This is a genomic window from Streptomyces sp. NRRL F-5123 (genome assembly GCF_000721495.1).
Classification (GTDB): domain Bacteria; phylum Actinomycetota; class Actinomycetes; order Streptomycetales; family Streptomycetaceae; genus Actinacidiphila.
On record NZ_JOHY01000050.1, the window covers coordinates 25,806 to 39,682 of the forward strand.

Genomic DNA, 13,877 nt, shown 5'->3' on the forward strand with positions numbered 1-13,877 from the left:
ATCCCGCGGGGGGTCCATCCCCGCGGGCGCGGGGAGCAGCCAGGCCCGGGCCTTGAAGGCGGTGGCGTGATGGGTCCATCCCCGCGGGCGCGGGGAGCAGGGCGGGACGGGGTTCGGCTCGTCGTCTCCCTGGGGTCCATCCCCGCGGGCGCGGGGAGCAGGGCGCCCTCACCGCCGCGTTCGGCGACGAGGCGGGTCCATCCCCGCGGGCGCGGGGAGCAGACCGCGGTCCCCTGGTCCCAGCCCACGACCATGGGTCCATCCCCGCGGGCGCGGGGAGCAGCATGGACGAGGCGTACCGCCGGGCCCTTCGCCGGGTCCATCCCCGCGGGCGCGGGGAGCAGTGGCTAAACCGCGTGGCCCGCCAACCGGGCTCGGGTCCATCCCCGCGGGCGCGGGGAGCAGGTCGGCCGCAAAGAGGCCGTCTGGGTGTTCGGGGGTCCATCCCCGCGGGCGCGGGGAGCAGGACGACGGCACCCACCCCACCGGGCTTCCGACGGGTCCATCCCCGCGGGCGCGGGGAGCAGATCTGGGTGACCTACTACAGCCCTACGGGACTGGGTCCATCCCCGCGGGCGCGGGGAGCAGCTGCACCTGACGTGTGTGGAGGGCGACGTGTGGGGTCCATCCCCGCGGGCGCGGGGAGCAGAACCATCGGACCTCCGTCGAATTCGTGTAGCGGGGTCCATCCCCGCGGGCGCGGGGAGCAGAACAGCTCCAAGAACTCCGACAGCGGCGCAGTGGGTCCATCCCCGCGGGCGCGGGGAGCAGTGCCTCGGCGGCCTTGGCGAGCCACCCGGGGTGGGTCCATCCCCGCGGGCGCGGGGAGCAGCCGCTGGCTCCGAGACCGCATGATCGAGCGCGGGGTCCATCCCCGCGGGCGCGGGGAGCAGGTCGGCGAGGTCTTGGGCGGACAGGCCGATCAGGGTCCATCCCCGCGGGCGCGGGGAGCAGACGTCGACGGGCTCGCCGGCGGCGATGCGGTCGGGTCCATCCCCGCGGGCGCGGGGAGCAGCTTCCGGCGCGTAACCATCCGGCGGCACGCTCGGGTCCATCCCCGCGGGCGCGGGGAGCAGGTCGGCGGGGGAATGGACCGCCGGGCCGCCCGGGGTCCATCCCCGCGGGCGCGGGGAGCAGTGCCGAGCTCAGCTTGCACGCGGTACGCCAGTCCAGCGTGGGTCCATCCCCGCGGGCGCGGGGAGCAGTACGGCGCACTCGCGGCGGCGCTGCTGCCTCTGGGTCCATCCCCGCGGGCGCGGGGAGCAGCGAACGATGCCGGTGCGCACGCGTAGGCGTGCGGGTCCATCCCCGCGGGCGCGGGGAGCAGGACTACGGAGCCAGCGAGCTGGCCGAGATGGTGGGTCCATCCCCGCGGGCGCGGGGAGCAGTGAAGATGCGGAATTGGCACTCCGGGCGTGTCGGGTCCATCCCCGCGGGCGCGGGGAGCAGTCGCCGTGGACGTACCTGACGCAGCCGGCCGTGGGTCCATCCCCGCGGGCGCGGGGAGCAGCTGCCTGGAGATTCCGAGCAGAACCGGTAGCGGGGTCCATCCCCGCGGGCGCGGGGAGCAGCTGCTGGTCGGTCATCGGGTCCCCTCGGTGTCGGGTCCATCCCCGCGGGCGCGGGGAGCAGGTTGATGGCGATGCCGAGGTCGTTGCGGCCGAAGGTCCATCCCCGCGGGCGCGGGGAGCAGTCTGACTGACCTGCGAGTTTGCTACCGGGTGGACCCGCATGGAACCAACTTCAAAGAAAGCGACAAAAAGGACATTCCGTCCGCGGCATCATCACCCACGTCCCCAACGAACACAGTACGGCGGCCACATGGAACGCCGGGTGACGACCGCCCAGATGACTGCAGCGCTCGCGCAGGCGCCACCCGCACCACTTCCGCACCAGCTCCAGCGGTACGCTGCGGACAGCCACGGCCCGACACGGGCACGCGGACGCGAGGCGCCGGACAGCGCGCGGGCATCTGAACAGCAGGTACCTCGGCAGAGCCCCCGTGATTCCCAAGCTCAGAGCGCGGGTTCGATTCCCGTCATCCGCTCCATTGATAAGCCCCAGGTCATTAATCTGGGGCTTAATTATTTGCCATGAGGATTCCTGGCCATGGATATCGAACTCGCCCACGAGGGCAGCGCCTTCCGCAATTTCCGCCACTACCCGTTCCAGGACCCGCTGGCCCACGGATTCCGCTGGGTCGACACCAAGCACTTCCGCCTGCCCGTTGAGCCCGCCCCCACCGACCGGGACCTGCTCGCCGCGACCATCGCCCACGAGCAGTTCCGCGACGACTACGCGGGCAGCGGCGTCGACCCCGAAGGCACCCGCCACGGCCCCTACCGGCTCAGCTCGATCACCCCCGCCGCCTACGAACCCCTCGACGCCGAACGCGCCGCGCAGATCCTCCGGGCGTGGCTCGGACCAGATATCCCCGCAGAACTCAACGCAGACTTCCGCCGCGACGTGCTCACCCCCATATCCGCCGCGGACCGCGTCTACTACCTGTGCGAGCTGGGCGACGCGGAATTCCACGACTGGGGAGGCGTACACGACGACTTCCACGAATTCATCCTCGTCAGCCGCCGAGCCGCCCGCATCACCCTCCTCGTCGCAGCCGACGACTGAAACCGCGGAGCGGGCGGAGCGGAGGGCTGGGAGGGGTCAGACGTCTGGACGGAGGTTCGGGGCCAGCAACTCCAGGGCCTCTTCCCATCGGAAGCGGTCCGCCCCGCCTCCCGACTTCGGAGGGTGCGGCTCGTAGCTGCTGATGCGCACGCCCATCGACCGCAGGCGCGAGAGGCTCTCGGTGTACGCGGGGTGGGCGGCCATCGCGCTGTTCACGTACGGCAGGACGGCGGTCGGGATTCCGAGGCCGTACGCCTCGCACAGGATGCCCAGCGCCAGCGTGTCCGAGATGCCCGCCGCCCACTTGTTGATCGTGTTGAACGTCGCCGGCGCCACCGCGATCGCGTCCGCGGGCGGCAGCGGGCGTACGTCACCGGGCTTCCGCCACGCCGAACGCACCGGATACCCCGTCCGGGCCTCGACCGCCGCCTCGTCGATGAAGCCGAGCCCCAGCGGCGTGGCCACCACGCCCACACCCCAACCCCGCCCCTGGGCAGCGGAGATGAGCGTCCCCACATCCGGGGCCACGCCCGCCGCGCACACCACGACGTACAGGAACGGCCTCTCCGGCGACTCACTCACGCGGACACTCCCAACCGACGGGCGAAGTGATGCAGTTCCGGCAGCCTACGACGGCGGTCACCTGCGGCCATGCCGACCACCAACTCCAGCACAGCCGGCCGGCGCACGTCCTGGGCGGCGCAGCTCTCGGCGATCCGCAGCGCCTGGTAGCCGTCGGCAAGGCGGCCCTGCCGGCTGTACGCGCGGGCGGTGTCCGTCCACAGGGCGGCCCGGCGTTCCGGTAGAGGGATGCGGACGAAGCCACCCCTGGCGGGATGCGTGCGGCACTGCCCAAGGCGGCGGCCCGACCGGTCGCGTCCGTGTCCGCCGTCGCCTCCGGGCACCCGGGATAACAGCCGATCCGGCGTACGAACGTGCGACCGATTTGGCAAAACATGGGCGTCGATTCTGGCATTGCAGGGGCGGCAGATCCGGCATAATGACCCCTGATCGTCGTGAGCTCCCAGGAGATGATTATGGTCGCAGAACACTCTGAGCTGGTCGAACGGCACCTCGCAGCCGTCATCAGTGAGCTTCTCCAGGAGGAGCCGGTCATCGTCCTGACGGGTGCCCGAACCGTCGGCAAGAGCACTCTGCTGGCTGCCTGCGCAGCCGCGCACGGCGTCGACGTGGTCGATCTCGACGAGGTCGCGACCCGTCGCGCGGTGACAGCGGACCCCGGACTGTTCGTGAGCGCCGATCGCCCCGTTCCGGTCTGCATCGACGAGTTCCAGCACGTTCCCACCCTCCTGGACTCGATCAAAGCCGAGCTCAACCAGGACCTCAGACCGGGCCGCTACCTGCTGACCGGGTCCACCCGATACGAGACCTTGCCCGCGGCCAGCCAGTCCCTGACCGGACGCGCCCACGTCGCCACGATGTGGCCCCTTTCCCAGGGCGAACTGCTCGCTCGGCGCGAAACCGCCCTCGACGCCCTGGTCTCGGACCCCACGGCACTGATCAGCGCCGAGCCCACCGATGCCTCAAGGGCGGACTACGAGCGGATCGTGCTGACCGGCGGCTTCCCTTTGGCGCTGGCACGTCCAGCAGGACGCTCGCGCGATCGATGGTTCCGCGACTTCGTCACCCTCGTCCTGGAGAGGGACGTTCTGGAAATCCGCAAGGTCCGCCAGCGCCAGGTGCTCCCGCAGATTCTGCGGCGGCTCGTCGGCCAGACGGCCCAGGTCCTCAACATCAGCCATGTAGCCGACGCCGTGGGACTGGAAAGCAGCGTCGTGCGGGACTACATCGGCCTGCTCCAGGCCGTGTTCCTGGTCCACCGACTCGAGGCGTTCGGGCGCTCGGTCACCAGCCGGTCCACACGCACACCCAAGATCCACGCGGTCGACACCGGTCTGGCCGCCTACCTCCTGGGCGTCACGGAGCAGAAACTCGCGGCCCGGACACCATCGGTGCTCACCCAGTTCGGCCACCTGGTCGAGACCTTCACCGTCAACGAACTCATCAAACAGGCCGGGTGGGCACAGACGGCGGTGACATTTTCCCACTACCGGACGAAGGACCAACAGGAGGTCGACCTCGTCGTCGAAACCGACGCGGGCGTGGTGGCCGGAGTCGAAGTCAAGGCATCCTCGACCATAACCGACAACGACTTTCGCGGCCTCAGAGCACTGCGGGACAGACTCGGTGACGACTTCGCCGGCGGAGTACTGGTCAATCTGGGCAACAGGTCCTACACCTACGAGGACAAGCTCCACGTCATCCCGTTGGAGACCCTGTGGCGATGAGGGCTGCGCCGGTCGCCCACCGGACAGACCGGCGAAGACCCGCATGCGGGCGCGTTGCACCACATCCGCACCACGCACAGCGGTACGGCGCGGGCAACCACGGTCACCAACGGCCCCGTCCATGTGGACACTTCAGGATCGAACGTGCCGCTGACCAGCACAGACGCCGACAGAGCACCTGTGATTCCCAAGCTCAGAGCGCGGGTTCGCTTCCCGTCATCCGCTCCATCGACAGGCCCCAGGTCAGAGGTCTGGGGCCTATTTGTTGTCTGGACCAGTTGAAGAACCGTGCCATTCCCGCACCACAGATGGCGGTCAGTTGGCGCGCTCGCCAGAGAACGTCGAGCCCGACTCCAGTTGTGGGCGAGTTCTGACTCCAGAAGGTGAGCCCGCATCTGGTGTTGCGGTGCGTTGAATTCTGTGGGCGCCGGTTGGAGCAGGCGGTCGACTCGGGCGCTGGACCGACGCGCAGCCGCGGCTGGGGCCGGGCAGTCCGCACAACGCCCCCGGGCGGATGGCCGGGGGCGTTGTGCGGCGGTGTTCGGAGCTGTGTCCTACCGGCTCTCGGCCTCGGCCTTGAGCTGGTGCAGCCAATCGGTCAGGGACTCTTCCAGGGCCTGGCGCAGCTGGTCGGGCCGGGCCTGGACCACGGGGCCGCTCCAGGACTCCTGGGTGTGGACGGTAACCGTTCCGCCGTGTTCTTCGAAGGCCCATACGTGGATGCCGTCGATGCCGTTGGCGGGTCCGCCCCAGACGGTGCGCTCACCGTGGATGACCTGGAAGAGGGTGGAGGTGATGTCCAGGCCGTGGGTGAGCCAGTGGAAGCTCGCTCCGGGCGCGAGCGGGCCGGCGAAATCGACTTGCTCGACGTTGGTGTTCCAGCGGGCCCATCCGGCGATGTCGGTGTGCAGGTCCCAGACCAGGGCGAGTGGGGCGTTCACGGTGGTGGAGACTCGCACGATCACCGGGGCGTTCTCGTCGATCGCGGTCGGCTGGGGCTGCCGGGGGGCGGTGTTGGTGTTGGTGTTCATGGTGGTGTCCTCCGTGCTGGGGGTCTGGTCATGGGGAAGTCGGGGCGGGGGGGGAGTCAAAGGGTCTTGCCGGTCGCCGTCTCCTGCGCGGGCCGGTCGCCGCGGGGGGTGATGAGGGCTGCCAGCAGGGCGGCTGCGGCGGCGATCGCCGTGCCGGCGAGGAAGGCTGCGTGGTAGCCGCTGTTGATCCCGGCCAGGGTCGGGGTGGTTCCGGTGCGGTGGGTGGCGACGGCGCTGAGCAGGGCGAGTCCGAGGGCTCCGCCGATCTGCTGGGTGGTGTTGATCAGACCGCCGGCCAGACCGGCATCAGCCGGGGCGACCTGTGCTGCGGCGGTGACGTTGACGCTGACGAACGACAGCCCCAGCCCTGCTCCCACCAAGAACGAGGGACCCAGGATGGTGCCGGCGAAGCTGCCGTGGACGGAGGCGGTGGAGAACCAGCCCATGCCGGCGGCGAGCAGGAGCGGGCCGGTGACCATGAGAGTTTTGTTGCCGGTGCGGGCTACGAGCTGTGGCGCCAGCCCGGCCGCCACAATGATCATCAGGGCCAGCGGCAGCTGGCTGAGCCCGGCCTGCAGCGGTGTGTAGTGCAGGATCTGCTGCAGGTACAGGGAGAGGAAGAAGAAGAGTCCGACCGTGGCAGCGCCGATCGCCGCCATGACCGCGTTGGCGGAAGTGACGGTGCGCAGCCGGAAGATCCGCAGCGGCACGAGCGGCTGGGCGACGGCTCGCTCTATGGCGACGAACACCGCGAGCAGGAGGGCGCCCAGGCCCAGGGCGGACAGGACCAGGGTTGAGGTGGTGCCCTTGGCGTCGACCTGGGACAGGCCGTAGACGATCGAGGCCAGTCCCGTGGTCAGGGTGGCGGCCCCGGGAAGGTCGATCCCGCCTCGGGTCCCGGCGTGGGCGGGGACGTAGCGCAGGGTTCCTGCGGCCACCGCTGCCGCGACGGGGAGATTGACCAGGAAGATCGCGGGCCAGCCGAAGGCGCCGGTGAGCACGCCGCCCAGCAGCACCCCCGCCGCACCCCCGCAGCCGGCTACCGCACCCCACACACCGAGCGCCTTGGCTCGCTCCTTGCCGGGGAACAGCGTGGTGACCAGCGACAGCGCAGCCGGTGACATCAGCGCTGCGGCTGCTCCCTGGACGGCTCGGGCGGTGATCAGGGTGCCCGCCGCGGGGGCGCAGGCGGCGACCGCCGATGCCGCGCCGAATCCGATCAGGCCGGTCAGGAAGGTGGCGCGCCGGCCGCGCAGGTCCGCGATCCGGCCGCCGAGCATGAGCAGCCCGCCGAAGGTGAGGACGTAGGCGGTCACCACCCAGGACAGGGAGGAGGGTGCCATGTGCAGGCCGGTGCCGATGTCCGGCAGGGCTATGTTCACGATCGAGGAGTCCAGTACGACCATGAACTGGGCGACCGCGAGGACGCTCAGGGCGGCCCAGCGTCGCGGGTCGGGCGAGTGGTCCGGGTCGGGCGGGGCGGGCTGAGCGGTGGGCGAGACGGGCGCGGTACGCAGGGCTTCCATGGCGCCGGCTCCTTTCTGGCTGATGGCGGTGGGCGACCGGTTGGTCAGGAGTGGCTCTCGCTCGTGCGCTTGAGGTTGTTCACCCAGTTCTGGAGCGAGTTGTCCAGGGCTTTCTGCAGGACGGCGGTGTTGGCCACGACCGGGGCGCCGGTCCAGGACTCCTCGGTGCGCACGAGAACCCCGCCCTTGACGGGGGTGAAGGTCCACACGTGGATCGCGTTGATGCCCTGGGCCGGGCCGCCCCAGGCCAGGCACGTGTCGTGCTCGACCTCCTTGACGGTGGAGGTGATGTCCAGGCCCTCGGTGGCCCAGCGGAACACCGAGCCGGGCCGCAGAGCGCCAGGGGTGTCCTTGACCAGCGAGGTGACATTGGGCTGCCAGGCGGGCCAGTTCTCCACATCCGTCTGCACCTTCCACACCGTGACCAGCGGGGCATTGATCACGATGGCCTTGCGGGTGACCACTGGGGCGCTCTCGTCGGGGTGGACGCCGTCACACGTCAGCGACCGACTGGAGGAGGTGTTGCCCGGGTGGCGGTCGTACGAGTGGTCGTTCTCGTGGCCAAAGGCCAGACCGGAGGCGCCGATGACCAGAACTCCGGACAGGGCGGCGAGCGAGACGGCGTTGAGAGCGCGCATGAGGTGTTCCTTCGTGAAGACCGAGAGATGTGCACCCGGAAGTCCGGGCGGAACCGAGTAGTCGTTACTGCCACTCGCTTCTGTTAGAGACTGTAACTGTTGCTACGGGTGAACACAACTCGCGGCCATCGGCATCCCCGTCCGGGCATTACCCGCGCATGCCATGCGCTGCCATCACGTCCCGAGCTGTTAGACATAAGAACGGGAGCTACGATGGATCGCACAGCAGAGACGGCTCATACGGCAGGCACGGAGGAGCGGCGATGACGACCGGTGGACCACGGGCCAGGTATCGGGAGCAGACGCGCACAGAGATCAAGGAGATCGCCCTGCACCAGCTCTCGGAGGGAGGCATCGCAGCGGTCACCCTCACCCGCATCGCCAAGGAGTTGGAACTCTCCGGCCCGGCTCTGTACCGCTACTTCGCCAACCGGGACGCGCTGCTCGGCTCCCTGATCGGCGACGCCTACCAGGACCTCGCCACAGCCATCGGGCAGGCCGCGCAGGCGTCCGCGAAGTACACCCCGCGTCATCGGCTGCTGTCCCTGGCCGGCTCCTACCGGGACTGGGCCGTGGCGCAACCCCACCGCTACCTGCTGATCGCCGGAACCCCGCTGCCCGGCTACAGCGCCCCGCCCGAGACCCTCACGCAGGCGCGCGCGGCCCTCGGACCGTTCCTGCCGCTCTTCGCCGCAGCGCAGCCCCACCCCGCGGTGCTGCCCGTCGCCGAGCAGATGGACACCTGGGCACACCAGGACCCGGCCGTCGCCGACTGGGTCGCGCAGTACCTCGACAACCCGCACGGCGCCGGCCACGCCCTGGCCGGCGCCGTCACGGCGTGGACCCGGATCCACGGCGTGGTGAGCCTGGAAGTCCAAGGCCTCTACGAGGGCATGGGCCACCAGCCCCAGACACTGCTGGAAGCGGAGATGAACACACTCGCCGACGCCTTCCGGCTCGACTGACCCCCGGGCACGGACCGAGAACGGGCGCAGGCCGCGCCACGGACAGCAGGACCGCTTCGCGCAGTAGGCACCGGACAGGCCCTCCAGCCCTCCCTCCAGACCCCCGCTGAGCGAAGCCGGCGCCCAGCCCCTGGCCGACCGCGCCGGCCGCAAACCCCGCCGCCGGGTCGCCGGGTCGCCGGGTCGCCGGCCTCATGATCGCCGCCATCGCCATCGCCATCGCCATCGCCGGTGCCATTCCTTTTCTCGATACCCGGCGATGACCCCGTGCCGCTGAGGGCGTGAAGCCCTGAACCGGGACCTCCAGCGGGCCGCGGACAGATTTCTGAGTTCACGGGACCGCCCATGACGTGCTCGGGCAGGACACACGCGGGCGGCGCGGAACGCGGGACGGCAATCTGGAAAGTCGCTCGAATGGGGCCTGCCGCATGGCCGCGCCCTTCGGGGGCACGCAAGTCACTGCCTTCGACGGCCGCCCCGGTGCCGACTGCCTGCGAGCGGCCCTCGCCTCGTCCATCCCCGATCCTCCGTCTCCGCGCACGGACCCGGCCATGGACCCGGCCGCGAATCCGGTGACCGCCCCGGTTTCGCCGGAGATTTCGAAGACCTCGCACCGACATCCGCGGCCGTGACGTCCGGTCCTTGCGTCTCCGTTCTCCTCGCCGTCGGTCGGTGCCTGTCCCGGCCCAGCGTGATTCTCCGGTCGCCGGCGCACAGAGGATCTTGCCGAACCGGCATGCGGACGGGCGCCGCCGTACGGATCGAAGAAGCGGAAGGTAATACGGGGACATCCACGGGGAGACGGCCTGGCACCTAGGGGGGAGAGGCAGTAGCGTCCCGCGAGGCACATGTAGTTCCGACGAAAGTACGGTCCCGCACTGCTCGTTCGCTTCCCGAACGGGTCCCCCCTCGCTGGAGCCGCAATGTTGAGACAGTTACGTCGCCGATGGATCGGCCTGCTGCTCGCACTCCCGGTGCTCGTGACCGGCCCCCTCTCCCTCCCCGCCTCGTCTGCCGAGGCGCCGCCCTCCACGGAGTCGCGGGCCGTCGCCTCGGCCGTACCGCTGGAGGAGATCACCGCGACCACCACCCAGGTCGCCTCCGGCCTGCAACGCCCGACGGCCCTGGCCGCGCCCGACGACGGCACAGGGCGGCTGTTCATCACCGAGAAGTTCGGAAGGGTTCGCGTCTACGACCCGGCCACCGGGCTCGCCTCCACCCCGCTGCTGGACATCACGTCCCAGGTGGACTCGTCGGACAACGAGCGCGGACTGCTCGGCATCGCCCTCCCCCCGGACTTCGTCCAGAGCCGGCAGCTCTACCTCGCCTTCACCGCGCTGCCCGACGGCGCGGTCACCCTGGCCCGCTACAGCCTCGCCGACGCGCGCCTCGAGGTCCTGCTGCAGCAGCCGCACGCCGACTACACCAACCACAACGGTGGCCAGCTCGCCTTCGGCCCCGACGGCAAGCTGTACTGGGGCATCGGCGACGGCGGTGGTGCCGGTGACCCCTTCGACAGCGGGCAGCGGACCGACACCCTGCTCGGCAAGATCCTCCGCCTCGACGTGAGCCGCAGTTGCGGTGCACTCCCGTACTGCATCCCCGCGGACAACCCGTTCGCCGGTGTCGCCGGCGCCCGCGGCGAGATCTGGGTGTGGGGCGCCCGCAACCCCTGGCGGTTCTCCTTCGACCCCGCGGACGGGTCGATGTGGGTGGCTGACGTCGGCCAGGGCCTGTGGGAGGAGATCGACCACCTGGCGCGCGACGAGCAGCCCGGAACCAACCTGGGCTGGTCGTGCTACGAGGGGCCGCAGGTCTTCGACGCGTCCCAGTGCTCGTCCGGTGCCCGCTACCGCGCCCAGGACTTCTACTACTCGCACTACAACGGCAGCTGCGCGGTCATCGGCGGCCAGGTCTACCGCGGCCGGCAGTTCGCTGACCTGGCCGGCGGCACGTACATCGCCACCGACTACTGCACGTCCACCATCTGGGCGCTGCGCCCCGACAGCAACGGCGTCCTCCGCCAGGCCGCGATCGGCCAGATGCCCACCCAGGTGACGGCTTTCGGGTCCACCCCTGACGGCGAGCTCTACGTGGTCAACGACCTCCCCGGCGGCCTGCACCGGGTTTCGTTCGCGCACACGACGCCGACCTGCCAGGTCGCCGTCACGACGAACGTCTGGGGCACCGGCATGGCCGTCTACCTCACCGTCACGAACAGGGGCACAACCCCGATCAACGGCTGGGCGCTGGAGTTCCCGCTGCCCTATGGGCAGGCTGTCATCTCGGACTGGAACACCACCCTGACCAACATCGGCGACCTCTACACTGCGTCCGACTCCGGATACAACTCGGCAATCCCGCCGGGCGGCTCCATCACCCTGGGCTATCTGGCCTCCCACACGGACGACCGGTCCGCACCGGGCCGCTTCCTTCTCAACAAGGCGTCCTGCGCCCGCACCGGAAGCTGAGGAGACAGGGAACCGGCTGACGTCGGTACCACCGGCAAGCTGCCGTGGTACCGACGGCCGTTCCCCGTCAGTGCCGCCGAGCGGCAGGGCTCACTGGTCGCCGCGTCGGCGCCCCGGCGAACGCACGCCTACGCTCTACCGCCGGCATCGGGTCCATCCCCGCGGGCGCGGAGAGCGGTCGTCCTCGGCGCCCTCCTCGGCCTCGCCGCCGGGTCCATCCCCGCGGGCGCGGAGAGCAGAGGGTCGCTGAGGTGCAGACCGGGACACCGATTGCGCCGCTCCCTGGCCGTGGGCGGCTGAACCGTCCTCGGCGCCCGACGCGCCGACGGCGCCCAGGTGCACCTGTTCGCCGCGACGACCGGAACCGGCCTGGGCTTCCCCTACGCCGTCCAGGCGGTGCAGATCATGCGTCGCCGCCGGATCGTCTCCACGGGCAGGACCACCCTCGAGCGCGTCCACGCGGCCGGCGCCTCGACATCCTGCAACGCGCCGAGAACGAGTTCGACCCCATCCCCTTCGACACCGAAGCCGCCCGCATATACGGCACAGTCTGCGCCGCAGTCATCGGTGCCGGCCGCAGACCACGGCGCCGCGTCGCAGACCTCATGATCGCCGCCATCGCCATCGCCGAAGAACTCCCGCTCTTCACCACCGACCCCGACGGCTACGAGGGACTCGACGGCCTCCTCACCGTCGTACCCGTCACCCGACCCACCGTCCTCCACGACCGGTAAGGCGTGCTCGTTGCACCACTTACGTACCGGGTCCAGCGGTACGCCGCGGACAATCGCGGCCACGGGTGGGGGCGCGAACACGAGCCTCGGCGCGACTTATGAATCCACCTGACCAGCAGGTACGACGGCCGAGCGCCCGTGATTCCCACGCTCGGAGCGCGGGTTCGATTCCCGTCATCCGCTCCAAAGACGCTGATCGGGCGGATGGGAACGGGTCGGGTACCCCCGTTACACTCTCGCGAGACCGCGACGCACCCGATCAGTCCGACGAGAGTGACCGATGTCATGAATCAGCCGACGGCTGCTGCCCCGCGCGCCCGGGTCGGCCGCCTCGACTCGCTCACCGGACTGCGTTGGTGGGCGGCCTTCGCTGTCTTCGCCCACCACATGACCAATCTGGCGCCGCTGCCGGTCTATGACGTGATCGGTTACGGCAAGTACGGGGTGACGCTCTTCTTCGTGCTCTCCGGGTTCGTACTGACCTGGTCGGCGCGGCCGGGCGTCACCGCGCCCACCTTCTACTGGCGGCGTTTCGCCCGGATCTATCCCGCGCACTTCGTGGCCCTGCTGTTCGCGATCCCCGTCTTCTACAGCTACAGCCCCGACCCGGCCCAGAGCTGGGTCAAGCCCGTCAGCGTCGGGACCCTTCTGCTGTCCGTCCCGCTCATTCAGGGCTGGTGGCGGGATCCGGTCCTGATGTACTCGGGGAATCCCGCAGCCTGGACGCTGACCTGCGAGTTCTTCTTCTACGCACTGTTCCCGGTGCTGCATCGCGTGTTCGCGCGGCTGAGGGTGCGCGGGGCGCTTGTCGCGATGTGCCTCGCTTTCGCAGCGGCTTTCGCCTACCGCGTCTACGTATGGTTCCACCCGCATTCCTGGGCCGCGGAGGCGCCGCTCCCGGTGGTACGGCTGAGTGAGTTCGTCATCGGAATCGCCATCGCTCGCGCGATGCTCTCCGGCTGGCGAGTGCGCATCGCCCCTGTCTGGGCGTTTCTGGGCGCCGCCGTCTTCGTCGGCTGGCTGGTCACCACCGCCGACCGGCCGGCCGGAAACACCTTTGCCGCCTTCGTACGGGTCACGAAGGACGAATGGATCATCTTCGCCTGTGCCGCGATGATCGCCACGGTCGCCTGGCGCGACCTCGCGGGCAAGCGCTCGTTGTTGCGCCGGCGTCCTCTCGTCCTCCTCGGCGAGTGGTCGTACGCGTTCTACCTCGTCCACGCGACCTTCATCTACATCGCCTGTGACACGTTCGGCAGGAAGACGGTGAGTTGGTCCAACCTGCCCTGGTACGCGGTCCTTCTCGTCATCTCGCTCGCCGGTGCCGCGGCGCTGCACTACGCCGTGGAACGCCCGATGGAGCGGCGGCTGCGTACGTGGTGGGAGGCTCGGCAACCGCCCGCGCGGGAGCGTCGGCCGGTGGGAGGAGTGCCAGGAGTTCGGCTCGCCGGCGGCGGGCGGGTAGCAGATCTCGGCGCGGCAGATCCTTCGGAGGCACAAGCCCGAGCCGACGCGCTGGAGGTGCTCCGGCAGGGACTGCCGGATGCCGCGGACGGTCCGCAACGGACGTGACCA

Annotated in this window: 9 protein-coding genes, 2 pseudogenes and 1 CRISPR repeat array (1 of these 12 only partly in view); of the genes and pseudogenes, 6 read left to right on the forward strand and 5 right to left on the reverse strand. The window is 70.1% G+C overall.

The window, feature by feature from the left end; genetic code table 11:
- Positions 1–1,693: a CRISPR direct-repeat array (repeat unit 29 nt; unit sequence GGGTCCATCCCCGCGGGCGCGGGGAGCAG); it begins 1,644 nt to the left of the window's first position.
- Positions 1,694–2,109: 416 nt separating this feature from the next.
- Entirely contained in the window at positions 2,110–2,628 is a 519-nt protein-coding gene (locus IH54_RS0129995) for a hypothetical protein (RefSeq protein WP_031522824.1), read from the forward strand.
- A gap of 36 nt (positions 2,629–2,664) precedes the next feature.
- On the opposite strand, the gene IH54_RS0130000 is transcribed toward IH54_RS0129995, so the two are convergent.
- Together IH54_RS0130000 and IH54_RS47205 are read right to left on the reverse strand one after the other, a co-directional pair.
- The gene (locus tag IH54_RS0130000; protein ID WP_031522826.1) at positions 2,665–3,210 is read right to left on the reverse strand and encodes a flavoprotein; all 546 of its coding nucleotides are present in this window, start codon (positions 3,208–3,210) and stop codon (positions 2,665–2,667) included.
- A pseudogene (locus tag IH54_RS47205) lies at positions 3,207–3,440 on the reverse strand (transcriptional regulator); the annotation flags it as partial. The pseudogene IH54_RS47205 and the gene IH54_RS0130000, both read right to left, overlap by 4 nt.
- A gap of 204 nt (positions 3,441–3,644) precedes the next feature.
- Here IH54_RS47205 and IH54_RS0130010 point away from each other — a divergent pair.
- Positions 3,645–4,937: an ATP-binding protein gene (locus IH54_RS0130010; protein WP_199923488.1), complete on the forward strand. Its 1,293-nt coding sequence runs from the start codon at positions 3,645–3,647 to the stop codon at positions 4,935–4,937.
- 554 nt (positions 4,938–5,491) lie between these two features.
- On the opposite strand, the gene IH54_RS0130015 is transcribed toward IH54_RS0130010, so the two are convergent.
- From IH54_RS0130015 to IH54_RS0130025, 3 genes are read right to left on the reverse strand one after another with little or no spacing between them, the layout of a single operon-like run.
- Positions 5,492–5,968: an SRPBCC family protein gene (locus IH54_RS0130015; RefSeq protein WP_052398031.1), complete on the reverse strand. Its 477-nt coding sequence runs from the start codon at positions 5,966–5,968 to the stop codon at positions 5,492–5,494.
- A 56-nt stretch (positions 5,969–6,024) separates the two neighbouring features.
- Positions 6,025–7,494, reverse strand: coding sequence for an MFS transporter (locus tag IH54_RS0130020; protein ID WP_043182681.1), 1,470 nt, complete (start codon positions 7,492–7,494; stop codon positions 6,025–6,027).
- 44 nt (positions 7,495–7,538) lie between these two features.
- Positions 7,539–8,132: an SRPBCC family protein gene (locus IH54_RS0130025; RefSeq protein WP_052398032.1), complete on the reverse strand. Its 594-nt coding sequence runs from the start codon at positions 8,130–8,132 to the stop codon at positions 7,539–7,541.
- Between the two features lie 263 nt (positions 8,133–8,395).
- On the opposite strand from IH54_RS0130025, the gene IH54_RS0130030 reads away from it, so the two are divergent.
- From IH54_RS0130030 to IH54_RS0130045, 4 genes and pseudogenes are all read left to right on the forward strand, one after another.
- Entirely contained in the window at positions 8,396–9,097 is a 702-nt protein-coding gene (locus IH54_RS0130030; RefSeq protein ID WP_031522838.1) for a TetR/AcrR family transcriptional regulator, read from the forward strand.
- Positions 9,098–10,020: 923 nt separating this feature from the next.
- The gene (locus IH54_RS0130035) at positions 10,021–11,568 is read left to right on the forward strand and encodes a PQQ-dependent sugar dehydrogenase (protein ID WP_031522840.1); all 1,548 of its coding nucleotides are present in this window, start codon (positions 10,021–10,023) and stop codon (positions 11,566–11,568) included.
- A gap of 458 nt (positions 11,569–12,026) precedes the next feature.
- Positions 12,027–12,302, forward strand: a pseudogene (locus tag IH54_RS43745) (PIN domain-containing protein); the annotation flags it as partial.
- Between the two features lie 273 nt (positions 12,303–12,575).
- Positions 12,576–13,874, forward strand: a complete 1,299-nt coding sequence (locus tag IH54_RS0130045; RefSeq protein WP_199923489.1) for an acyltransferase family protein — start codon at positions 12,576–12,578, stop codon at positions 13,872–13,874.
- Positions 13,875–13,877: the final 3 nt, after the last annotated feature.